The sequence below is a fragment of the Alloprevotella sp. Lung230 genome, assembly GCF_014385435.1.
Taxonomy (GTDB): Bacteria; Bacteroidota; Bacteroidia; order Bacteroidales; family Bacteroidaceae; genus Alloprevotella.
In genome coordinates this window covers 1-23,475 of sequence record NZ_JACSUD010000006.1, presented here as the reverse complement: position 1 = coordinate 23,475, position 23,475 = coordinate 1, and the positions used below count along the sequence as shown (strand labels likewise).

General features: G+C 53.0%; 15 protein-coding genes, 2 tRNA genes and 2 rRNA genes. 16 read left to right on the top strand and 3 right to left on the bottom strand.

The window, feature by feature from the left end; all coding sequences use genetic code 11:
* Positions 1–276: 276 nt before the first annotated feature.
* The 3 genes from H8527_RS09875 (at position 277) to H8527_RS04930 (ending at position 5,090) form a co-directional block, all read left to right on the top strand.
* A complete protein-coding gene (locus H8527_RS09875) occupies positions 277–3,810 on the top strand; it encodes a discoidin domain-containing protein (protein WP_255498521.1) in 3,534 nt (1,177 codons plus the stop codon).
* Positions 3,811–3,832: 22 nt separating this feature from the next.
* Positions 3,833–4,006, top strand: coding sequence for a toxin PIN (locus tag H8527_RS04935; RefSeq protein ID WP_187546120.1), 174 nt, complete (start codon positions 3,833–3,835; stop codon positions 4,004–4,006).
* Positions 4,007–4,361: 355 nt separating this feature from the next.
* Positions 4,362–5,090, top strand: coding sequence for a bifunctional 2-polyprenyl-6-hydroxyphenol methylase/3-demethylubiquinol 3-O-methyltransferase UbiG (locus H8527_RS04930; protein WP_255498520.1), 729 nt, complete (start codon positions 4,362–4,364; stop codon positions 5,088–5,090).
* A 382-nt stretch (positions 5,091–5,472) separates the two neighbouring features.
* Here the strand turns inward: H8527_RS04930 and H8527_RS04925 are convergent, their stop codons facing one another.
* A complete protein-coding gene (locus H8527_RS04925) occupies positions 5,473–5,871 on the bottom strand; it encodes an HIT family protein (protein WP_187546118.1) in 399 nt (132 codons plus the stop codon).
* Between the two features lie 180 nt (positions 5,872–6,051).
* Between H8527_RS04925 and H8527_RS04920 the strand changes: the two genes are divergently transcribed.
* Genes H8527_RS04920 through H8527_RS04910 form a run of 3 tightly spaced genes read left to right on the top strand, consistent with a single transcriptional unit; the run spans position 6,052 to position 8,361 of the window.
* Positions 6,052–7,605, top strand: coding sequence for an acyl-CoA carboxylase subunit beta (locus H8527_RS04920; RefSeq protein ID WP_187546117.1), 1,554 nt, complete (start codon positions 6,052–6,054; stop codon positions 7,603–7,605).
* A 12-nt stretch (positions 7,606–7,617) separates the two neighbouring features.
* The gene (locus H8527_RS04915) at positions 7,618–7,896 is read left to right on the top strand and encodes a hypothetical protein (protein WP_187546287.1); all 279 of its coding nucleotides are present in this window, start codon (positions 7,618–7,620) and stop codon (positions 7,894–7,896) included.
* A 9-nt stretch (positions 7,897–7,905) separates the two neighbouring features.
* On the top strand, positions 7,906–8,361 hold the full coding sequence (locus H8527_RS04910) for a biotin/lipoyl-containing protein (protein WP_187546115.1): 456 nt from the start codon (positions 7,906–7,908) through the stop codon (positions 8,359–8,361).
* Positions 8,362–8,575: 214 nt separating this feature from the next.
* Here H8527_RS04910 and clpB read toward each other — a convergent pair whose 3' ends face one another.
* Positions 8,576–11,197 carry an ATP-dependent chaperone ClpB gene (clpB, locus tag H8527_RS04905; RefSeq protein WP_187546114.1) on the bottom strand — a complete coding sequence of 874 codons (2,622 nt, stop codon included), beginning with the start codon at positions 11,195–11,197 and terminating at the stop codon, positions 8,576–8,578.
* A 319-nt stretch (positions 11,198–11,516) separates the two neighbouring features.
* Between clpB and H8527_RS04900 the strand changes: the two genes are divergently transcribed.
* The 6 genes from H8527_RS04900 (at position 11,517) to H8527_RS04875 (ending at position 17,418) form a co-directional block, all read left to right on the top strand.
* Positions 11,517–11,942, top strand: coding sequence for a hypothetical protein (locus H8527_RS04900; RefSeq protein WP_187546112.1), 426 nt, complete (start codon positions 11,517–11,519; stop codon positions 11,940–11,942).
* A 196-nt stretch (positions 11,943–12,138) separates the two neighbouring features.
* Complete coding sequence (glmM, locus tag H8527_RS04895; RefSeq protein ID WP_187546110.1) at positions 12,139–13,527, top strand: phosphoglucosamine mutase; 1,389 nt, start codon at positions 12,139–12,141, stop codon at positions 13,525–13,527.
* 68 nt (positions 13,528–13,595) lie between these two features.
* Positions 13,596–15,122, top strand: coding sequence for a sulfatase (locus tag H8527_RS04890; protein WP_187546109.1), 1,527 nt, complete (start codon positions 13,596–13,598; stop codon positions 15,120–15,122).
* A gap of 171 nt (positions 15,123–15,293) precedes the next feature.
* Positions 15,294–15,971 carry a C40 family peptidase gene (locus H8527_RS09870; protein ID WP_370539228.1) on the top strand — a complete coding sequence of 226 codons (678 nt, stop codon included), beginning with the start codon at positions 15,294–15,296 and terminating at the stop codon, positions 15,969–15,971.
* A 256-nt stretch (positions 15,972–16,227) separates the two neighbouring features.
* Positions 16,228–16,419, top strand: a complete 192-nt coding sequence (rpsU, locus tag H8527_RS04880) for a 30S ribosomal protein S21 (RefSeq protein WP_187546107.1) — start codon at positions 16,228–16,230, stop codon at positions 16,417–16,419.
* 78 nt (positions 16,420–16,497) lie between these two features.
* Entirely contained in the window at positions 16,498–17,418 is a 921-nt protein-coding gene (locus H8527_RS04875) for a tyrosine-type recombinase/integrase (RefSeq protein ID WP_187546105.1), read from the top strand.
* A gap of 163 nt (positions 17,419–17,581) precedes the next feature.
* Here the strand turns inward: H8527_RS04875 and H8527_RS04870 are convergent, their stop codons facing one another.
* Positions 17,582–19,009 carry a VapE domain-containing protein gene (locus H8527_RS04870; RefSeq protein WP_187546104.1) on the bottom strand — a complete coding sequence of 476 codons (1,428 nt, stop codon included), beginning with the start codon at positions 19,007–19,009 and terminating at the stop codon, positions 17,582–17,584.
* 1,668 nt (positions 19,010–20,677) lie between these two features.
* Between H8527_RS04870 and H8527_RS04865 the strand changes: the two genes are divergently transcribed.
* The 4 genes from H8527_RS04865 to H8527_RS04850 all read left to right on the top strand — a co-directional run.
* Positions 20,678–22,205, top strand: a 16S ribosomal RNA gene (locus H8527_RS04865).
* Positions 22,206–22,438: 233 nt separating this feature from the next.
* Positions 22,439–22,512: transfer RNA gene (locus H8527_RS04860), tRNA-Ile, on the top strand.
* Positions 22,513–22,526: 14 nt separating this feature from the next.
* A tRNA-Ala gene (locus H8527_RS04855) sits at positions 22,527–22,600 on the top strand.
* A gap of 232 nt (positions 22,601–22,832) precedes the next feature.
* Positions 22,833–23,475, top strand: a 23S ribosomal RNA gene (locus H8527_RS04850); the annotation flags it as partial.

Sequence of the window (23,475 nt, the reverse complement as noted above, 5' to 3'; positions counted from 1 at the left end):
CAAGGCTTCTTTTGGGTGTTTTAGGGAATGTTTTAGGGGTTTTAGGGTGCGAATTTGCTGAAAACGAGGAGATTTTCCTAAGATTTTTGACGACCTTATTGCTTTCTTCGTATTTTTGTCTCACGTTTTTCCCACTCCTACGAGATATGAATAAAGGGAAGGGCTGGCGACACCTTTCGATACGCACGAGAATACGCACGAAATGAAACGAAGGATTTCAGAGGTGCAAAAAGAACAATACCCCTAATTTTTAATCCCAATCAAAATGAAAACCAAATGAAAAGATTAGTTACTTTTTTCATGGCACTGATAGCGGTCAGCATCAGTGTCATGGGCCAAGTCACTTTCACCGCTATCGAAGGTTCAGACTGGACCGACGCAGAGGGCTCGGCGAAAGCCTTCGATAGAAATCTCAACACCAAATGGTGCAAGGGAGCCAACAAAGAGGTGGATAAGTGCTATCTGATGCTGGAAGCCAGCGAAGCCACTTACATCCAAGGCTTTAAGATGACTACGGCCAATGACAACTCTGACGACCGTGGCCGCGTTCCCGGGGAGTATACCATCTTCGGCAGTAATGACAAGACCCAGTGGGACGTTATTTACCACCAGAAGGAAGATCACCTCATTGAAGACAAGAACTTCACCGAATACACGGTGTATTGCAACAGCAAGCAGAAGTACAAGTACTTTAAGCTCTGGATTAAGAGGAACTCAACACGGTCTTACGATCGGAAAAATCGTCTTTTTCAGCTTTCCGAATTTGCGCTGCTGCCGGCTGCTTTCGGCATGACTTTGGAGTCGGGCAGTGCCAAGGCAATGGATGGTGACACCGGAGAGAAATGGGAGGGAAAGACTCCCCAGACAGTAGTAGTGAAAGCCACGTCGGCCTGCCAGCTCACAGGCTACCAATTCACCACAGGTAATGACAACCGCTTATTTCCTGAGCGCAATCCCAAGGACTGGACGGTGGAAGGTTCCAACGACCAGCAGACGTGGACGACTATCGACAGTAAGACGGACGACAAGGTGATGCAGGACAAGAACTACTATCCCTATTTCTTCCCCGTAACCCCTCCGGAAACGGCTTACCAGTACTATCGCTTCACCGTTACCGAAAGCGTAGATGGCGTGTATTTCCAGATGAGCGAACTGGCACTGAAGATCATGGAGAAGCACAACCACAAATGGAAAACCACCAACACGGTAGCTGCTACATGTGTGGCAGAAGGATATGAGGTGCAAACCTGCTCCATCTGCGAGGCAACCCGAAAAGCAAATGTCGTACCTGCCACCGGAGCACACACCTATGTGGATGGCATCTGCACCGTCTGCGGTCAGATCGATCCCTCCAGCATGACCCTCAATGCCGAGGGAATTTATGAGCTGAGCACAGCCCGACAGCTGAAACTATGGGGCAAGATGATTGAGAACGGTCAGCATGCCGTCAAAGCCAAACTGATGGCCGACATTGACCTGAAAGGGACGGATTTCAACGGCATCAACATTCCCCAAGGCACTTCCTCCTTCAGTGGAGAAATTAATGGCAACGGGCACTGGATTCTGAATATGAAACTCCATGGCTCTCGCGACAACATGGCTTTCCTCAGTCGCACGGAGAACGCAAAAATCTACGACCTCGGTTTCCGTGATGCCCGGGTAGAGCTCAGCGGAGCAGCCTATAATACGAGTGTCATCGTGGGCACTGCCGTCAGCACCGAGATCAGCCGGTGTGCCGTGATGGAATCTTCCGTAAGAGGCCATGACCATGTGGCTGCTTTCGTCGGCGAATCGAAAGCAACTACTGTCATTTCCGATTGTCTGGCCAAGGCCAAAATCGTATCGGACGAACATCAGGCTGGTGGACTGGTGGGCACCAGTACCGGACTGACTCTCACACGCTGCCTCTTCAGAGGTACGGTGGACAACGAGGAGCTCCACGCTTCCGGTATCTTGGGGTTGATAGATGCAACCGCTGTCCCCACCCAACTGTCTCATAATATGGTGGCAGCCGATCATATCTTTAGCGTACAAAAATGGACTCATCCATTACTTCAAACTTCCGGAAGAGGTTGCTCCTTGAAGTCTAACTACACGCTGGCGACTACCCTCTACGGTTCTCCCGGCTCCCCCTACACCAATCGCTACACCAATCCGAATGACGAGAACGGCCAGCAGGTAACCGAAGCCACGGCCAAGTCCTACGCACACTATGCCACTACGCTCGGATGGGATATGGAGAACGTTTGGGTACAGGTCAACAACGACTATCCCACCCTGCGTTGGATGCAGCCCAAAGATGAATGTCTTCTCATCAAGGATGCGAGCGATTGGAAGCGTTTCTGCAATCGTGTGAAAGGCGGAGAAAGCAAACTGAAGGCCAAACTGAAGGCCGACATCGACCTCGACACGGACATCGCAATGGTGGGAGACATGGATCATCCCTACATGGGCACCTTCGATGGCGAGGGGCATACACTCTCTATCCGTTGGGAAAGCGATGCCAAGATCTTGGCTCCATTCGTATCGGTGGGCAATGCCACCATCAAGAATCTGCATGTCATCGGAGAGCTCACCTCCGATAAATCCATTTTGTCCGGACTGATTGCCGGTGCATTAGGCGAAACCACCCTCTCAGGCTGCTCCACCGATGTGATGATCACGAATCGTAACAATGTGAAAGAAAGCGCTGCGGCAGGTATGGTTTTGTTTAATGACCGAGATACCCGGCTCACAATCACCGATTGCATCGTCAAAGGCAGCATCACCGCCATGACGGATGCTGCCAAGAAAGCAATGGGCGGCTTTGTATGTGACCAAACCGGCACCTGCACCTTGAACAACTGTCTTTACGTCGGTACGAACAACGCCGGCAACGAAGGCTGCTACACCTTTGCTGCCAATGCCACGCTCAAAAACTGCTACTATCTCAACCCCTGCGGCCAACCACAGGAGGGTACGAAACTCACGGAGAAACAGATCAAGAACGGTGAAGCGGCCAAACTCTTGCAAGCCAACCGTACAGACCGATGCTACTGGACACAGCAGCTCGGCGAAAGTCCGCTCCTGTACAGAGAAAGCGATACGAACCGAGGGAATAATATCTATTATGACACGAAAAAGGCCAAGTGGGTATGCAATAAGTTCTACTTCTCAGAACAATCGTATTTACCCATCGGCATCGACTTTACAGCTGTCAAAATGGAGGACGATCGCACATTCCCCAATATTTCCGACCACGGCTTCACCATGTGTCTGCCTTTCGAGTATCCCATCCAGGGATTCAAAGCCTACACCCTCTCGGGCGGCGATGAAACCACTGTCCGATTCAAGGAAGTGACGGGTAAGTTGGAGGCATATCATCCCTATTACATCCTTCTCGAGGAACTGGGAACCCGTTCGGGCAATGACATTCAGGTAAAAGCCTTTGATGCCACGGCTTTGAAGACTACCATAGGCCGTTATACCTTTGTGGGCACGGTAGACAGTTTGGAAAATGCCGCTGCTGCCGCTGCCAACGCCTACATCCTCCAATCCGACAATATCTGGCACAAGGTGACGGCCGGCAATGCCGACGTGGCGATTCCTGCTTATCGAGCCTACATCACGACCTCAACCTCCGGATCCACTCAGGCCTTATCCATTCGCTTCGGCGATGGCAGTGTGACCGGTCTGCGCACCATTGAAACCACCGACCGCGACGGCACCGTGCGCTACTACGACCTCAACGGCCGCTACATCGGCACTTCGCTCGAAGGTCAGCCTCGAGGCGTCTACCTTGGTAATGGAAAGAAAGTCATAAATAAATAATAAACAAATAATAACAAACTCTATGAAAATGTACATCAAACCCACCGTTCAAGTCATTCGCATGAACATGGAAGGCAGCATTCTGGCCGGCTCCGTCAGTGTCGGTATCAGCGAAGATCCCGCTACCGGTCCTGCCTGTTCTAATGGAAAGGACGAACCCGGCGGCAGCTCTCTCTGGAGCGATTTTAATGACTGATGAACCTCTGCCTACGGCCTCTTCCGGGGGTGTCTGCATCGAGTGGACATCGGAATAAGTAGGTGTTCGAAATTAAAAGTAGAGAACATCTTACGATGAAGATAACTACGATTGATTTTTGAGTACCTACTTAATAGTCCGTAGGTTTGGCTGCCTCCCTCTTTTTGTGTAATTTTGTTTGCGTGAATCACGACCTGTGGTTCACGCTTTCTGTTTTTTCATTTCTTCTTGACAACACGCTTCTGTTATGTAGGTGTTCGAAATTAAAAGTAGAGAACATCCTACGAGTAAGATGGCTACAATTCATTTTGAAGACCTACTTAAGATAACTACGATCCATTTTGAAAACCTGCTTATGATACTCTCCCCTCAACACGACCCCATGGGGCAGGCCGTTCTGGACTATCTCCGGACGGGGCGGGCCACCTCCATCAAGGTGCATTCTTCCCTTTTTGAAGATGACGAAATCCCCGTGCCCCACCTCTTTCGCTCACCGACCGAGATGCCGCTGCCGGAGCGGGCCGCACTGACCTATGCCCGAGGGCGCGTGCTGGATGTCGGAGCGGGCGCCGGCTGCCACGCACTTCCGCTTCAGGTGCAAGGCCATGACGTCACCGCCATCGACGTAAGCCCCGGCTGTGTCGCCGCCATGCGCCAACGTGGCGTGCGCAATGTTCAATTGGCCGATTTCTTTACGGACGACTTCGGGACGGGCTTCGACACCATCCTACTGCTGATGAACGGCCTCGGCATCTGCGGTGGGCTCAACGAACTCCCGGCTTTCTTCTCGCGCCTCGATGCCCTGCTCGCTCCCGGTGGCTGTGTCCTCACCGATGCCTGCGACTTGGCCTATCTCTATGAAGACGAGGACGGCCGGCTCGACCTCACCGATGTGGAGGGCTACTATGGCGAGGTGGACTATCGCATGAGCTACGGGGCGGTGGAAGGCCGTCCTTTCAACTGGCTGTACATCGACTTCGACACGCTCGCAGAGGAGGCACACCGTTGCGGCTACACTGCCGAACTGCTTCGCCGAGATCCCGATTCCACTGCCTATCTGGCACGGCTGGTGCACGCGGAATAGTGCTCGCGCGCGTATACACTCTATATAGTACGTGTTTTTTGCCTTCACTCCTTCACCTTGTGCTTCATCTGTCTGTCAGTCAGCGTATTACGGGTGAAGGCAAAGGCGTTTTTGCCTTCACCGAAGAGGGAAGGGATGCCTGTTTTTGTGGTTCACTCGTAGTGGGCTGATTTTGAGGCTGCTACATGCGTGGGTGAAGGCAGTGAAGGCAAAAAACACACATTCACAGTAGAGTATACGCGCGCGAGATGGCGTTTTGACCACTCAAAGAGCGGGACGAAAAAAGCTCAGAGGTAGTTGGAACTATCTCTGAGCTAAATCAAACTACCTCTGAGGTTGTGAAAAAACGATCTGCGAGACAAAAGTTGCCCACGAGAAGGACTTATTGCTGCTGGAATGCAGCGTAGATTTGCTCGGCCAAAGCCTGCATCTCCTCGGCTGGAAGTTGGAGTTTGGGTTTGCGGAAATCCATGTCGCCTTCCTCACGGATGGGGATAAGGTGGATGTGAGCATGGGGCACTTCGAGTCCGATGACCGCCATTCCGACCTTGGTGCAGGGCACAACACTGCGGAGCGCTGTGGCCACGTGCTTGGCGAAAACGTGCATCTCGGCCAGTGTGGCGTCGTCGAGGTCGAAGATGTAGTCCACTTCCTCGCGGGGGATGACAAGGGTGTGTCCTTTGGCGAGAGGATTGATGTCGAGGAAGGCATAGAACTTTTCGCTTTCGGCGCACTTGTAGGAAGGGATTTCTCCTGCAGCGATTTTACTAAAAATAGACATAAAATAAGGTTTTAGGGGTTGATGTAGCAAAATTAGAGAAAAATACGGGAGTGGACAAACAATAGGAAGCATTTCCTTTCCTTTGTGTTGTGTAGGTCGAAAGAAAATAGTAATTTTGCTGCGCAGAAATTGCACACTCTCTGTCAGTGTGCGCCATTTGATCTAAAACACATCAACAATATGAGTGAACAACTGAAAAAAATCAAGCAGCTCGTTGAGCTTCGTGAGAAAGCACGCCTCGGCGGTGGCGAAGTGGCCATCGACAAGCAGCACGCCAAAGGTAAGGCCACGGCTCGTGAGCGTATCGCTCTGCTCGTGGACGAAGGCAGTTTTGAAGAAATGGACATGTTCAAGCTCCATCGCTGCCACGACTTCGGCATGGAGAAGAAGCAATTCTTCGGCGACGGCGTGGTGTGCGGCAGCGCCACCATCAACGGCCGTCTGGTCTATGTCTATGCCCAAGACTTCACCGTCAACGGCGGTTCGCTGTCGGAGACAATGGCCGAAAAGATTTGCAAGGTGATGGACCAATCGATGAAGATGGGCGCACCTTGCATCGGCCTGAACGACTCGGGCGGTGCACGCATCCAAGAGGGTGTGAATGCTTTGGCAGGATTTGCCAACATCTTCCAACGCAACATCGAAGCCTCGGGTGTTGTTCCCCAGATTTCGGGTATCTGCGGTCCTTGTGCCGGTGGTGCCGTCTACTCTCCCGCCCTCACCGACTTCATCGTGATGCTCGAAGGCATCTCCTACATGTTCCTCACCGGCCCGAAAGTGGTGAAAACCGTGACGGGTGAAGACGTGAGCCAGGAAGACCTCGGTGGTGCCAGCGTTCACTCAAAGAAAAGCGGTGTGGCTCACTTCACCGCCAAGAGTGAAGAAGAGTTTGCCGCCCTCATCCGCCGCCTGCTCTCCTATATGCCCCAAAACAACCACGAGCGTGCGCCTCGTGTGGAATGCACCGACCCCATCACCCGTAAGGAAGACCGTCTCAACGAGATTATTCCTGACAATCCCAACATGGCCTACGACATGTATGAAGTGATTGGCGCCGTGGTCGACAATGGAGAATTCCTCGAAGTACAACGCGATTTTGCCCAAAACATCATCGTGGGTTTCGCCCGATTCAATGGTGCAAGCGTTGGTATCGTGGCCAACCAACCCAAAGTCTATGCCGGTGTGCTTGACGTCAATGCCAGCCGCAAAGCTGCTCGCTTCGTACGCTTCTGCGACTCGTTCAACATCCCCATCGTTTCGCTCGTCGATGTCCCCGGCTTCCTCCCCGGTACGGGTCAGGAGTACAACGCGGTCATCTCTCATGGTGCAAAACTCCTTTATGCCTATGGTGAAGCCACCGTGCCCAAGGTGACGGTAACGCTCCGCAAGAGTTACGGCGGCAGCCACATCGTGATGGGCAGCAAGCAGCTCAAAACCGACCTCAACTATGCTTGGCCTTCGGCCGAAATTGCAGTGATGGGTGCCAGCGGTGCCGTGGCTATTCTTAGTGCCAAAGCCGCCAAAAACGAAGCCGATCCCAAAGCCTTCCTCGCTCAAAAGGAGAAAGAGTACAACGACCTCTTCACCAACCCTTACAAAGCGGCCGAATATGGCTACATCGACGACGTTATCGAGCCTCGCAACACACGTTTCCGCATTTGCCGCGCCTTGGCTCAACTCGAAACCAAGCTCGAAGTGCGTCCGGCCAAGAAGCACGGCAACGTACCCCTCTAAACGCCTCGCACAATGAAGACATTTGAATACAACTTTGGCGGCCGTGCCGTGCGCATCACGTTCAACGAGCGCCGCGGCACCATCGCTGCCGTCGAGGAAGAAGGTGCTCCCTTCGTGCCGGCGCCCGAGCGTATGCCCATCTATGCTGGCCTCATCAGCCTCGCCCTCGCACAATACGACATCGAGGAGGTGCACGACGAAGAAACCGAAGTCATCACCCTCGACCACAAGCGCACCTCGTGGAACAACCCCACGCGCCAGTTTAACAACGATTCCTACTTAAACCGATAGAACTCCACAATGAGAACCTATAGCTACAATGTCAATGGCGCACAATACGACGTGACCATTGAATCCATCCAAGGACAAGTGGCCAAGATGAACGTCAACGGCGTGCTCTTCGATGTCGAAATCCTCGGTACTCCCCTCACCGAAGGCGACCTGCCCGAAGCCGCTGCTGCTGTAGCACCTGCCGCTGCTGCACCTGCTCCCACTCCCACCGCTGCTGCACCCGCTCCCGCGGCCAAGGGGGCTGCCGGTGCCGGAACGCCCATCAATGCACCGCTGCCCGGTGTGGTCACCAAAGTGCTGGTGGCTGCCGGTCAGGCCGTGAAGAAAGGCGAAACTGTGGTGGTGCTCGAAGCCATGAAGATGGAAAACAACATCACGGCCGAATGCGACGGCAGCGTCACCGGCGTCTGCGTGGCTGCCGGCGACAGCGTGATGGAAGGCACAACGCTCGTCACCATCGGCTGATGCGCTTTTGCTCCCCAAGTGGGAGCGTACACGGATTTACCCCACGAGGAGGTGTTGCTCAGGGCAGCACCTCCTCGTTTTTTTCCTTCTTCGCATACAGATAAGAGTTTTACCTGTGGGGAGGAACGTAGGGAAATGGTACGCAAAAGAGGCCGCGGCAAAACGAATGGTTTTGACACGGCCTCTTGGGAAATAAAGAGAGGTACTGATCCCCTTATTCGTTGACGAAGGTGAGGGCATCGCCTTCCTTCTTGACGAGGATGGGGTGTTGGTGCGTCACTTGGCCGCCGAGGATGGCGCGCGAAAGGTCGTTGAGCAGGAGACGCTGGAGGGCACGCTTCACAGGACGAGCACCATAGTCGGGGTCGTAGCCCTCGGCAGCGATGAAGCTCACGGCATCGTCGGAGACGTGGAGCGTGATGCCTTGTTCTTCGAGGCGATGAGCGATGCTACGGATTTGGAGGCGTACGATTTGCTCAATTTCGCTGCGCTTCAAGGCTGTGAACATGAGAATGTCGTCGATGCGGTTGACAAACTCCGGGCGCAGGCCGGCGATGGGAGTGCCCGAAGGCGAGAGGCGCGGCTGGGTGAGCGCGGCCACCAGACGTTCGCGCGTGGCTTCGCTTCCATCGCTCATGGCTTCAGCATCTTTGCCGGTGAGGAGGTTGGACGTCATGATGATGATGGTGTTCTTGAAGTTGACCGTCCGTCCCTTGTTGTCGGTGAGGCGGCCGTCGTCCAGCACTTGAAGGAGGATGTTGAACACATCGGGGTGCGCCTTTTCGATTTCGTCGAACAGCACCACGGAGTAGGGTTTGCGGCGTACTGCCTCTGTGAGTTGTCCACCTTCGTCATAGCCCACATATCCCGGAGGTGCTCCGATGAGGCGTGTGGCCGAGAACTTCTCTTGGTATTCGCTCATGTCGATGCGCGTCATCAGGTTTTCGTCGTCGAAGAGGCATTCGGCTAGCGCTTTGGCCAGTTCCGTCTTACCCACACCTGTGGAACCGAGGAAGATGAACGAGCCGATGGGGCGCTTGGGGTCTTGCAGTCCGGCGCGTGAACGGCGCACAGCATCGGCCACGGCGGCAATGGCTTCGTCCTGCCCGATGACACGACGGTGGAGTTCGTCTTCGAGGGTGAGGAGTTTTTCGCGTTCGCTCTGCAACATGCGCGTCACGGGGATGCCCGTCCAGCGACTCACCACATCGGCAATATCGTCGGCCGTCACTTCTTCCTTGACCATCGCCTCTGCTCCCTGTCGCTCGTGGAGCTGCTGTTGAAGGTCGGCAATGGCTTGTTCGAGTTGCTGCACCTTGCCGTAGCGGATTTCGGCCACACGACCGTAGTCACCTTCGCGTTCGGCACGATCGGCCTCAAAGTTGAGTTGTTCGATTTCCTGTTTGTGGCTCTGGATTTGGGTGAGGATTTCGCGCTCGCCCTCCCATTTGGCTTTCAGGCTCATTTCCTCTTCCTCAAGCGATTGAATTTCTTGATTGAGGGCGGTGAGTTTGGCATCGTGAGTGCCATCTGCGGCAGCATCTGCCTCGTGGCGAATGGCTTCGCGCTCAATCTCCAGTTGTCGACGTCGGCGCGAAATTTCATCAAGCTGTTCGGGTTGCGAGTCGCGTTCCATACGGAGTTTTGCCGCCGCTTCGTCCATCAGGTCGATGGCCTTGTCGGGGAGAAAACGATCGGAGATGTAGCGATGGGAAAGGGTCACGGCCGCAATCAAGGCATCGTCTTGGATGCGCACGCGGTGGTGATTTTCGTAGCGCTCTTTCAGTCCGCGGAGGATGGAAATGGCATCTTCCGGTGTCGGTTCGTCGACCAATACAGTCTGGAAACGACGTTCGAGAGCCTTGTCCTTTTCGAAATACTTTTGATATTCCTCCAAAGTCGTCGCACCGATGCTGCGGAGTTCGCCACGTGCCAAGGCAGGCTTGAGAATGTTGGCAGCGTCCATTGCGCCTTCGCTCTTTCCGGCTCCAACGAGGGTGTGAATTTCGTCAATGAAGAGGATGATGCCCCCTTCGGCAGCGGTGACTTCGTTGACCACACTCTTCAGGCGCTCTTCAAATTCGCCTTTGTACTTTGCTCCGGCCACGAGTGCGCCCATGTCGAGCGAGAAGAGACGCTTGTCGCGCAGATTGTCGGGCACGTCACCGCGCACAATGCGCTGAGCGAGCCCCTCGACGATGGCCGTTTTTCCGGTGCCGGGTTCGCCGATGAGGATGGGGTTGTTTTTCGTACGGCGCGAAAGGATTTGCAGCACGCGCCGAATTTCGTCGTCGCGTCCAATCACCGGATCGAGTTTGCCATCTTGAGCTTCGGCTACGAGGTCGCGGGCATATTTTGCCAAGGCTTGGTAGGTTTCTTCGCTCGAGGCCGAGGTCGCTTTGCGTCCACCGCGGAGTTCGGCGATGGCGCTGGTGAGCGCTTGTGCTGTCACTCCTGCATCTTTGAGCATCTGTGCGGCCGTACTTGGTGTCTCCAGCAAGGCTTGCAGGAGCGGTTCGAGTGCGGTGAATTGGTCGCCATTTTTGCGCGCCAACTCCTGCGCCTGGGTCAGCACTGCATTGGCTGCGCGGTCCAGGTAGGGCTCGCCTCCCTCCACGCGAGCAAGCGATTGGAGTTCGTGGTCCACAGCGGTGCGCAACGTCTTTTCGTTGACGCCCACCTTCCCGAAGATAAATTGTGTTACATTTTCGCCCACGTCCAGCACACCATATAATATATGCGTGGGTGTGATGACCTGGTGGTGCAATTCGGCAGCACGTTGAAGAGCGTGCTGCACGGCTTCTTGTGCTTTTAGGGTGAATTTGTCAAAATTCATATCGTTATGCTTTTAGGGTGAATACTGATTTGTTGTACAGACGTTCGTTCGTCACGGCAGTGCTCGAAGCTCCTGCCTTGTGGGGTGCAGCTCGTTCGGCTGACCGTAAACGCCGATTTGTCCCCAATAGAGCAACGTCTTTGCCAAAGGTATAAAAATGCCGTTTTGTCGTTTTTCGCTGACGAAAAGGCAGTGGAAAGAGGCTTGCCGATGCATTTTTGTCGTAAAAAAGTAGAAGAAAGTTTGGGAGCTTGACATTCTTTTGCTATCTTTGCACTACAAATCAGTATTTACTAACCACTCAAAAACCAATCTGACTATGGCTTTTTGCGACACCCTTTTCGAATACCTTAAAAAAGAAGGTTTCTGCCCTGAGAGCACCGAATTTGGTCTCCAGTTCAAGTTTGAGTCACTCGATTTCCTCCACCTTCGCGATGAAAACGATGAGTTGTTCTACAATCTCTTCTTCCCCCAAATCTTCAAAGCTGAAGAAAATACACAGCAAGACGTGCTGACCGCCCTCAATATGGCCAATCTCCAAACCAAGGCCGCCAAGGGAGCGCTTCATCCCGACAATTTCGTCTGGGTGGGTGTGGAATGCGTGTTGTCGGAAAACTATGATTTGGAAGACATCGTGCCCAAGTCTCTCAAGATGATGCAATTCTATCGTGAAGCTTTCTATCACGCCTATGCACAAACTCCTTCGGGTAAGGCTGCCCTCGAAGCCGCTCAGAAAGGACAGTAAATGCAGTCGAACTGCAATAAAATGCAAAAGCGCAGCAGAACCTCGTGGTCTGTTGCGCTTTTTTAGGGAAAAGGCGTGTTTTCTCTGAAAAAACGTAAGTGTTGAGCGGCATATATGAGCGGAAAATCGTAACTTTGTTGCGAATTAACGCCTCCTATGGCTGTATTATACAGAAAATTTGCAAAAATAAAGTGATATGACCTTAATCAAATCAATCTCTGGATTTCGCGGCACCATCGGTGGCCGCCTTGGCGATACGCTCAACCCAGTGGACATCGCAAAATCGGTAGCCGCCTTTGCCAGTTTGCGCGAACGTGTGGTGAGCAGAAAGTACCGTCGTAAAATTGTTGTGGGCTACGATGCTCGTATCTCCGGCGAAATGGTGGCACGTGTCACCTGCGGTACCTTGATGGGCATGGGCTTCGATGTGGTAAATATCGGTTTGGCCACAACGCCCACCACCGAACTTGCCGTGACTATGGAAAGCGCCTGTGGTGGTATCATCCTGACTGCCAGTCACAACCCTCGCCAGTGGAATGCTTTGAAGTTCTTGAACGAACGCGGCGAATTTCTTCCCCCCGAGGAAGCCGGCGAAGTGGTGCGTTGTGCCAACAATGACGACTACGAGTTTGCCGATGTCGACAGTCTGGGATGCCATGTGCGCAACCGTACCTACGACCAGCGCCACATCGAAGTGGTGAAAGATTTGGAACTGGTCGATGTCGAAGCCATCCGCCGTGCCCACTTCACCGTTGCTGTCGATGCGGTCAATTCGGTAGGCGGTATCATCATCCCCAAACTCTTGGGGCAGTTGGGTGTTACACAGGTGACGATGCTCAATGGCGAACCGACTGGCGATTTTGCCCACAATCCCGAACCGCTCAAAGAAAACCTGAGCGAAATCCGCAATGTCATGCGCCGTGGCCGTCATGACATCGGTTTTGTGGTCGATCCCGATGTCGATCGTCTGGCATTGGTGTGTGAAGACGGCACCATGTTTGGCGAAGAAAACACCCTCGTTGCCGTTGCCGACTATGTGCTCCAGCACACGCCCGGCAACACCGTGAGCAACCTCTCTTCCACTCGCGGTTTGCGCGATGTGACCGAAAAGTATGGCTGCAATTACACCCCCGCTGCTGTAGGCGAAGTCAATGTGGTGAGCAAGATGAAGGAAACCGGTGCTGTGATTGGCGGTGAAGGCAATGGCGGAGTCATCTATCCCGCTGCCCATTCCGGTCGCGACGCTTTGGTCGGAATTGCCCTCATCTTGACCCACTTAGCCAAGTTGGGATGCAAGACGTCCGAACTCCGTGACAGTCTGCCGCAATACTACATTTCCAAAAATCGCATCGACCTCGAACCCAAAACCGACATCTTCTCTCTGCTGCAAAAGATTAAAGACATCTATAAAGAGCAGCAGGTCACGGACATTGATGGCGTGAAAATCGACTTCCCCGACAAATGGGTACACCTCCGCAAGTCCAACACCGAACCGATTATTCGCGTTTATGCCGAAGCGCACACGCGAGAAGAGGCCGATGCTTTGGCACAGCAACTGGTCGATTTGGCCTACTCCATGATTTAATCCACCTCATCTCGACTTCCCCTCCTCTTTCTTGAAAGGAGGAGGGGAATTTGTTTTTCCTTCTATCGATGAAAACAAAACTTCTTCCTCTTGTAGCTGGTTTGATGCCGATGATTTCTGCAGCACAACAGCGCTACAATGTCGTCTACATCATGACCGACGACCACACCGCCCAAATGCTTTCGGCCTACGACACGCGCAATATCCACACTCCCAACCTCGACCGAGTGGCGCAGGATGGGGTGCGCTTCACCCGCTCTTATGTGGCCAACTCTCTGAGCGGGCCCTCGCGTGCTTGCATGCTCACAGGAAAGCATTCGCACAAAAACGGATTTACCAACAACGAACATGGCATCTTTGACGGTTCGCAGCAAACAATGCCCAAATTGCTGCAAGCCGCAGGCTATCAAACCGCCATCATCGGAAAGTGGCACCTGCACAGCACCCCGACGGGTTTTGACCACTGGGACATCCTCCCCGGACAAGGCGACTACTACAATCCTCGCTTCATCAATGCCAAAGGACAATATCAGGAGAAGGGCTACCTCACCAATATCATCACCGACAAGGCCATCTCTTGGTTGGATCACGATCGCGACAAGACGCGTCCTTTCGCGCTTTTCGTCCATCACAAAGCCTGCCACCGCAACTGGTTGCCCGAAATCAAATATCTGCACGAGTATGAGGATGTAACGTTCAAACTTCCCGACAATTTCTATGACGACTATGCCGGCCGTACCGCTGCCGGTGCCACAGAAATGGAGATTGGTAAAGACATGACGCTCGACTACGATTGCAAAATCTATCGTCCCGATCATAAGACCATGTACACCGATGGCTATTTGGACATCCTCAGCCGGATGAACACAAAGGAGCGTGCGGCCTACGACTACTTCTACGATTCGCTCGCCGTCGATTTCAACCGCCGCCATCTCACCGGACGAGCTTTGGCCGAATACAAATTCCAGCGCTACATGCGCGACTATGCGAAGGTGGTGAAAACCCTCGACGTCAATGTCGGTCGCCTGCTCGACCACCTCAAAGCCCAAGGCCTACTCGACAACACCCTCGTCGTCTACACCTCCGATCAAGGCTTCTATATGGGCGAACACGGATGGTTCGACAAGCGCTTCATGTACGAGGAGAGCCTTTCCACCCCGCTGCTTATGCACCTGCCCAAGGGGTTGAAAGCGCGCGGCGACATCAAGGAAATGGTGCAGAACATTGACTACACCCCCACTTTCCTCGACCTTGCCGGCGCTCCCATTCCCGCCGACATTCAAGGTGTCTCGCTTCTCCCGCTCCTCCGTGGCGAACACCCCAAGAATTGGCGCAAGAGCCTCTACTACCACTTCTACGAGTATCCCGCCGAACATGCCGTGAAGCGCCATTACGGTGTGCGCACAGAGCGCTACAAACTCATTCACTTCTACAACGATATCGACGTTTGGGAACTCTACGATTTGCAGAACGACCCCACCGAGATGCACAACTTGTACGGAAAGCCCGGTATGGAGCGCATCACACGCCAACTTCGCAAGGAATTGCTCCGCTTGCAAAAGCAATATGACGACCCCATTCAAGCGAAAAATTAAAATCGCTGGAGAGGAAGACTGAAAGACAGTTGAAATCTAAAAATGACATCTGCATAACCCCCGAAAGTGTCGTTTCTGGAAATTTCTGTCTTTCAGTCTTTGTCGTTTTGTGGGAAAATCGTAAATTTGCGCTGAATCTTGTTTTTCTAACCTCGAAAATCCCCTTCGCTTGTGAGAACAAAACATATCATCGCCATTGCCGTTGTTGCGGTGGCCGGCTGGATGGCCGCCTCCCACGTCAATGGACTTCAGGCCAAATACGAGCAGGACGTGGCCGACTACACCGCGGTGCTGGAAGGTGACACTCTCCCTGTGCAGGCGCGTGTCGAAGCCGCGCGACCCTCGCTGGAAGTCATCAACTTGGCCAAGGCCATCACCTCTTTCCGCATCGATCCCGCCAATCAAGCCGATTTGGCCGAAGCGGCTGCCACTTCCGAACTCCGCAGAGGCAATATGGCCGACCAGCTCATCAACACCGCCATGCGCTTCCTCGGCGTCCCCTATCGCAGCGGACAGAGCAGTCCCTCGGGCTTCGATTGCAGCGGTTTCACCAACTATGTTTTCAAACAGCAAAATATAGCCCTGACGCGCAGCTCGCGCAGTCAATACACCGAAGGTAATCCCGTGGCCGATGTCGCCGATTTGAAGAAAGGCGACCTCGTCTTCTTCGGAGGCTCACGCGGTGGCTCAAGCAGCATCGGCCATGTGGGCATCGTTACTGAAGTCAATCCCGACAGCCGTAGTTTCAAGTTCATCCACGCCAGTCGTTCGAGCGGCATCAAAGTCGACGACTCCAAACAAGCTTACTATAGCCGCCGCTACGTGGGAGCGCGTCGCATTCTGCAATAGTCTTGCACCCATGCTTTCACCACTCCCCATCTTTTCAATAGACGTTCAATAGAAAGGAGGTTTCTCCCACCCGGACATTTCTTAACCCTACACCCATCATTCACGAAGCCATCCCGCAGATGGCAAAAATGACGTTTTCGACGTCAAAACTTCATTTTTTATTTCTCAAACGCCCTGCAAATGAGAAATAATGCTTACTTTTGCACCCTGATTACGTGCGAAATATCTATTAAAACAATAAAATCAAACCATTACAATGATTGTAGTACCCGTTAAGGAAGGCGAAAACATTGAACGCGCCCTCAAAAAGTTCAAGAGAAAGTTCGAAAAGACCGGTGTGAACAAGGAGCTCCGTCGTCGTCAGCAGTTCGACAAGCCCAGCGTACGCAAGCGCCTTGCCATGGAACACGCCATCTATGTTCAGGCACTCCATCGCAACCAAGACTAATTCATCGTCTTTTTGCTCAGCCATAGCGTCGTCTTCTTCTGCAGGAGGCGACGCTTTCTTTTCAACACTCATTCGCCCATGTCTCCTCTCCAGCCCTGGATTGACGATTTCCTCTTGTACATGCAAGATCAGCGTGGTTGCTCTCCCCGCACCCGCGACACCTATCGCATCTCTCTCACCGACTGTGCCGATGTGCTCACGGCCTTTCGCCCCGGCCTCACGTGGGAACAGGTCGACACGCCCCTCGTGCGCCGATGGGTGGCGTGGATGAGTGAGCGCGGCTATGCCCCCAACACCATCAATCGCTCCCTCGCTTCGCTGCGTTCCTTCTTTAAGTTCCTCCTGCGAGAGGGGCGGGTGTTGGTCGACCCTGCACGCCTTGTGCGCAACCCCAAAGCCCCCAAGCGCCTCCCCACCTTCGTGCAGGAAAATGAGATGGACCGTCTCTTCGACCACTACCCATTCTCCGACGACTACGTCGGACTGCGCGACCGCACCATCCTTCTCCTCCTCTATCACACCGGAGTGCGGGCAGCCGAACTCTTGGGACTGAACACAGGCGATGTGGAACTGACGCGCGGGGCAGCACATCTTCGTGTGACGGGAAAAGGCAACAAGCAACGCATCGTTCCTTTTGGGGAAGAACTTCGACAGGCACTGTTGACCTACTTGGACTATCGGGCAGAAACCTTTGCCGATGCCGTGCTTGACGAACCGCACGCACTCTTCCTGACACCGCGCTGTCGCCGCCTCGCCTACAGCGCCCTCTTGAAGATGGTGCGCACCACCCTCGGAGCAGTCACCACGCAGAAGAAGCGCTCGCCCCACGTTCTGCGCCATAGTTTTGCCACCGCGATGCTCGCCCATGGCGCCAATCTGGAGAGTATTCAGCAGCTTTTGGGGCATGAGCGAGTGGACACCACCGCCATCTACACCCACATTCCCGACCTCGAACTGAAAGAAATCTATGCCAAAGCGCATCCACACAGTGAGGGATAAATCGGTACGCTTCTGCAGTCTGTCGGAATATAACCGACCTGGCCTAATGACGTGTTTATTCCCAACAATACCACCGCAATCAAAGGAGCTAAACTCTCTTGATTGCGGTGTCTCTTTGATGAGCGAGTTTATGGGAAGTAGAGGGGAAAGATAACAATACTCCCTACTCACTTTCCTTACACTCCACCACGCGATAGCAGTTGCCATGCTTAGAGTGGGAGCAACGCAGCCCCAATCCGCGCAACTGTCGACCGAAGCCGCTGGGAGTCAATCCACGGAGCGCAGTCGGGAAAGCCCTCTGCAGCGTGATGAAAATCTCCGTTGCGGTCAGCGGTTCTACCGCTTCATCGGACTTAGCCCGGCGAAAGGCTTTCCAAAACACCTCCATCGCCGGCGTGCGCACCATGAACGACCGATTGTGTTGCTGAAGCCGCTCCTCCTCCGAATGGGTGAGGTAAGTGCGCTCGCCCGCCAGCACCTCCGCTTGCAGTTGAGCAAAGAGTTGGGCGTGCTCGATGGGGGAGCAATCCATCGGGGCGGTCACTTCGATGCAGAGGAAGCGGCGCGAACCCGTCAGGTCGGTGAGTAGTTCCCGCTCGTTGCTCGTTGCGATGAACGAGGCCAGTCGCGGCAGTGCCATCAACTGTTGCCGATAACTGCGACGGAGATTCACCTGCTTGAGTTGCAGAAGGTTTTTGAGGATGGCAGTCTGTCGGGGTGTGTAGCGGTCGAACTCGTCCAGACTGATGAGCCCCAGCCGCGCCATGCGCTGTTCGATGCCGGCCGAACTGCTGAGGTCGAACTTGTCGGTGAAGTAGGGCATCAACTCCGGTGGCATCAGGAGACGCACAAAGGTGCTCTTCCGCATCCCCTGTTCGCGACTCATCAGAAGCGGGACGAGGGCGTTTCCCGTGGCTTGCTCCTCTCCCATCCATTGAAGGGTGAGGGCACGCAACCAAATGCGCAGCCCCGATGTCCATACCTCTTTGTCGCTAACGCGCAGGGCCAGTTCACCGACGCGATCGCGTCCGTCCCAAGTCGGGAGATGCGCTAAATACTCACGGATGGGATGCACACTCGGGATGAGCGAAGAGTGGAGCAGACGCCCCACATCAATGCTCCAAGCACCGATGCCTTCGTCAATCACCCCGATGGTGAGGGTGTTGAACGCCGGCGGGTCGATGGTGCGGAAGGATTCGTTGCTGTCTCGTGGACGAAACTCCGCCTCTTCAGTCAGCACGTTGAAACGCAGGTCGTAGTGTTGTTGCAGGTGGGCGAGCAGACGCTGGTGCAGGCCGATGAGATGGGAGGTCGGCTTCCTTTCTTGTTGCTCCTGGGGCAAAGGAGGTGTCGGACATTCCGCCTCTCCCTCTTCATCATCGCTGGTTTCCTCTTCCTCTTGAGTTTGGGAAGCATCTGCACTACGTTCGGAATTTTCGGTTTCGGTGGTATCCGCTTCTTCGTTTGGGGTGGCAAGGTGCGCCGCTTGTTCCTCGGCATACCGCTTAGGGTTGTTCCATTTCTTTTCCAACTGACCCAGCAGCCAACCCAGACTGATTTCTAACGCACGAAACAATAGATTTTTGAACATAAATAAAAGTGTTTAGAAGTTCTGTGAGAAATAGCTCTCGTTTATATATAGACATCTCGACTTCCAAAACAGCCACTCATCCCTGATTTTAACGTGGATTTAACATTTGCACTGCTTGGCCTCTCCGCTTGACCTCTCTCTAAATGGGTAGGTCTCCGTGCTTAAATATCCTCCTGCACTTCTACGCGCGTATACACTATTAGTGCTTGCAAATTGCCTTCACTCCTTCACCGATGGGTGAGAGGGGTTGAAAATCAGGGGAATAGGGGTGAAGGCAAAGGTGAAGGGAAAGAGTGAAGATATAGAGGTGAAAAGCAAAGGTCGTAAAGGCAAATCAGGTCGTTGTGAGGTGTTTTTCTGTGGGTGGTGAAGCAGTGAAGGCAAAAAACGTGGTATTATAGTGTAGTGCGCGCGTAATGCGCGCACGCGTGCGGGAGGAAGTGGGGTGGTGTAGGGTGACGACCTCTGAAGTAGTAGGATTTATCTCTGATGTAGTTTTTTCTACCTCAGAGATAGTAGGATTTATCTCTGATGTGGTTTTTTCGCACTCTGATGGAAAATGGTGCGGATGAGGGGCAGAAAGCGAAAGGGAGGGACAATGTGCCCATACCACACAGATGAACGATGCCGCCGAAACCAGCGTCCATACGCCGCACGGAGTCCCCGACGGGGGCTTCTCCCAATAGCCGTAGTGTGCGGAGGGCTTGCCCGACGAACCTACGGAACACAATCGTACACAGCCCTGCGTCCCCGACGGGGGCGAATATCAGACGACATCCATATTGCACCGGTAGGTGATTCGATGGTCTACCCATCTGCTGATCTACCAGTCTACCAGTCTACTTGTCTACCAGTCTACTTGTCTACCAGTCTACTTGTCTACCAGTCTACTTGTCTACCAATCTACCTGCATCCGATGTGCGTCCCCTTCGGGGGCGTTCTTTTCTATGTTGGACGTTCCGTAGGTTCGTCGGGCAAGCCCTCCTCGTCTACGGTTATTGAGAGATACCCCCTTCGGGGGCGCCCTGCGGCATGGGTGAGGTTGTGATTGTCCTTGGGGTAGTTTTTCTGTGCTACGTCTGCCCCCTCTCTCCGGGGATGCCGCAGCCCACACGCAGTTCAGGGACAACATACACCCTACGACACAGAGGAACGATGCCGCCGAAAGATAAACCCAATTCCGTCTAACGGCCGATTTGGATTTAGCTCAGATGCCGTTTTGTGGCTCTTGGATGTACATCGGGGCAAAAGGGGGCAGAAAGCGGGAGGGAGGAGCGAAGGACGGGAAATTGAGCTTATGAGTGATTTCTGTCAAATAGAAGCATCAAAATCGCGGTGTTGGAACTTTTTTGAAAACTTTTCTGCGGGATTGTTTGGAGGTAACGGAAGTTTGTTGTACTTTTGCACTCGCAATCGGGACGCAAGGTTATCTTGCTCACTTCGATACGCTCTGCCGCAAGGTGGGCGGTGTGGAAGGAAAGATTGCAATATGCTCTTTGAAAGAATTACATAACAGATTGTAGAGAAGTACAAGGAACAATCAACAATGAAACAACGAATGCAATGAGCAATCGAGGTTTCGGGTAAAATGAAATTGTACCGTTCAATTCTACTCATATAAGGATAGGTTCTGAGCAACGACAGAGAAACAAACAAATTATTATATTTACAATGAAGAGTTTGATCCTGGCTCAGGATGAACGCTAGCTACAGGCTTAACACATGCAAGTCGAGGGGCAGCGGGCAGAAAGCTTGCTTTCTGTGCCGGCGACCGGCGCACGGGTGCGTAACGCGTATCGAACCTACCACATACTCAGGGATAGCCTTGCGAAAGTAAGATTAATACCTGATGTTATTAAACAATCGCATGATGGTTTAATCAAAGATTTATTGGTATGTGATGGCGATGCGTCTGATTAGGTAGTAGGCGGGGTAACGGCCCACCTAGCCATCGATCAGTAGGGGTTCTGAGAGGAAGGTCCCCCACATTGGAACTGAGACACGGTCCAAACTCCTACGGGAGGCAGCAGTGAGGAATATTGGTCAATGGACGGAAGTCTGAACCAGCCAAGTAGCGTGCAGGATGACGGCCCTCCGGGTTGTAAACTGCTTTAGTTCGGGAATAACGACGGGGACGTGTCCCCGGAAAGAATGTACCGAAAGAATAAGGACCGGCTAATTCCGTGCCAGCAGCCGCGGTAATACGGAAGGTCCAGGCGTTATCCGGATTTATTGGGTTTAAAGGGAGCGTAGGCGGACTGTTAAGTCAGCGGTTAAAGAGTGTGGCTCAACCATACGATGCCGTTGAAACTGGTGGTCTTGAGTGCACACAGGGATGCTGGAACTCGTGGTGTAGCGGTGAAATGCTTAGATATCACGATGAACTCCGATCGCGAAGGCAGGTGTCCGGGGTGTAACTGACGCTGAGGCTCGAAAGTGTGGGTATCAAACAGGATTAGATACCCTGGTAGTCCACACAGTAAACGATGAATACTCGCAGTTTGCGATACAGTGTAAGCTGCCAAGCGAAAGCATTAAGTATTCCACCTGGGGAGTACGCCGGCAACGGTGAAACTCAAAGGAATTGACGGGGGCCCGCACAAGCGGAGGAACATGTGGTTTAATTCGATGATACGCGAGGAACCTTACCCGGGCTTGAACTAGCTTCGACGAGAGTAGAGATACTCTTTTCTTCGGACGGAGTTAGAGGTGCTGCATGGTTGTCGTCAGCTCGTGCCGTGAGGTGTCGGCTTAAGTGCCATAACGAGCGCAACCCTTTTCCTTGGTTGCCATCAGGTGATGCTGGGCACTCCATGGATACTGCCATCGTAAGATGTGAGGAAGGTGGGGATGACGTCAAATCAGCACGGCCCTTACGTCCGGGGCTACACACGTGTTACAATGGGAGGTACAGAAGGTCGCTACCTGGTGACAGGATGCTAATCTTAAAAACCTCTCTCAGTTCGGATTGGAGTCTGCAACCCGACTCCATGAAGCTGGATTCGCTAGTAATCGCGCATCAGCCATGGCGCGGTGAATACGTTCCCGGGCCTTGTACACACCGCCCGTCAAGCCATGAAAGCCGGGGGTGCCTGAAAGCCGTGACCGGAAGGGTCGGCCTAGGGTAAAACTGGTGATTGGGGCTAAGTCGTAACAAGGTAGCCGTACCGGAAGGTGCGGCTGGAACACCTCCTTTCTGGAAATGAAAGGTGGCGTGAAGGTTAAGCAGCTCGACCGTAGCGTAAGCGTAGGTCAAGGCTTAACAAAGAACACCTCCTTTCTGAAATGCGACGAACCTATTTTGGTAGATATAAGGTACAACGAATAATGGTTGTATCTGCGTACTTCTCGCAGACTGTTATGAAATATAAGAGAAAGATGAAGCCGAGCACTCCAGTTCGAGGGTCGCAAGGTTTGATTATTTCTGCCAGTCCTATAGCTCAGTTGGTTAGAGCGCCACACTGATAATGTGGAGGTCGGCAGTTCAAATCTGCCTGGGACTACTTCGTAACTGTATGGGGGATTAGCTCAGCTGGCTAGAGCACCTGCTTTGCAAGCAGGGGGTCAACGGTTCGAATCCGTTATTCTCCACTCTTACTGCTCAGACGAATCGTTAGAGCAAATGATCTTTGACATATTGAACACGCAACAAAGTTGATGAGTTGTTGGGTAGAACGGTGACGATAGAATCGTACTTGTTACGGATTTATTGGTTTACCCCTTTACTGAACAACTCGCAAATCATCTAAGTAACTTATAAAGGTAACACAAGTACAGCTTTAAGTATATTCGCCATGGTTGTTTTTTTAAACAACTGATCGGCAATGAAGTAAATAAGGGCGTACGGTGGATGCCTAGGCTCTTACAGGCGATGAAGGACGTGATAAGCTGCGATAAGCTTCGGGTAGGTGCAAATGACCTTTGATCCGAAGATTTCCGAATGAGACAACTCGGCAGGTTGAAGGCCTGTCATCCCGCGAATGCGGGAGGCTAACGCGGGGAACTGAAACATCTTAGTACCCGTAGGAAAAGAAAATAATAATGATTCCCTCAGTAGTGGCGAGCGAACGGGGAAGAGCCCAAACCAATGATGTTTCGGCATGATTGGGGTTGTAGGACTGCGTTGTTGCAAGCAATCAAGATAGAGGAACGTTTTGGAAAGAACGACCATAGAGAGTGACAGTCTCGTACTCGAAATTTTGATGAAGCATAGCAGTATCCTGAGTAGGGCGGGACACGTGAAATCCTGTCTGAATCCGGCGGGCCCATCCGCCAAGGCTAAATACTCGTAAGAGACCGATAGCGTACCAGTACCGTGAGGGAAAGGTGAAAAGCACCTCTGTCAGAGGAGTGAAAGAGTTCCTGAAACCGTACGCCTACAAGCGGTCGGAGCATCGTAAGATGTGACGGCGTGCCTTTTGCATAATGAACCTACGAGTTACCGTCATTGGCAAGGTTAAGAGTAA

Bases quoted from the DNA above. Each gene is read 5' to 3' on its own strand.
- H8527_RS04930 (WP_255498520.1), top strand. From the start codon at position 4,362: ATGATACTCTCCCCTCAACACGACCCCATGGGGCAGGCCGTTCTGGAC.
- H8527_RS04925 (WP_187546118.1), bottom strand. From the start codon at position 5,871: ATGTCTATTTTTAGTAAAATCGCTGCAGGAGAAATCCCTTCCTACAAG.
- H8527_RS04920 (WP_187546117.1), top strand. From the start codon at position 6,052: ATGAGTGAACAACTGAAAAAAATCAAGCAGCTCGTTGAGCTTCGTGAG.
- clpB (WP_187546114.1), bottom strand. From the start codon at position 11,197: ATGAATTTTGACAAATTCACCCTAAAAGCACAAGAAGCCGTGCAGCAC.
- rpsU (WP_187546107.1), top strand. From the start codon at position 16,228: ATGATTGTAGTACCCGTTAAGGAAGGCGAAAACATTGAACGCGCCCTC.
- glmM (WP_187546110.1), top strand. From the start codon at position 12,139: ATGACCTTAATCAAATCAATCTCTGGATTTCGCGGCACCATCGGTGGC.
- H8527_RS09875 (WP_255498521.1), top strand. From the start codon at position 277: ATGAAAAGATTAGTTACTTTTTTCATGGCACTGATAGCGGTCAGCATC.
- H8527_RS04870 (WP_187546104.1), bottom strand. From the start codon at position 19,009: ATGTTCAAAAATCTATTGTTTCGTGCGTTAGAAATCAGTCTGGGTTGG.
- H8527_RS04935 (WP_187546120.1), top strand. From the start codon at position 3,833: ATGAAAATGTACATCAAACCCACCGTTCAAGTCATTCGCATGAACATG.
- H8527_RS04890 (WP_187546109.1), top strand. From the start codon at position 13,596: ATGAAAACAAAACTTCTTCCTCTTGTAGCTGGTTTGATGCCGATGATT.
- H8527_RS04875 (WP_187546105.1), top strand. From the start codon at position 16,498: ATGTCTCCTCTCCAGCCCTGGATTGACGATTTCCTCTTGTACATGCAA.
- H8527_RS04915 (WP_187546287.1), top strand. From the start codon at position 7,618: ATGAAGACATTTGAATACAACTTTGGCGGCCGTGCCGTGCGCATCACG.
- H8527_RS04900 (WP_187546112.1), top strand. From the start codon at position 11,517: ATGGCTTTTTGCGACACCCTTTTCGAATACCTTAAAAAAGAAGGTTTC.
- H8527_RS04910 (WP_187546115.1), top strand. From the start codon at position 7,906: ATGAGAACCTATAGCTACAATGTCAATGGCGCACAATACGACGTGACC.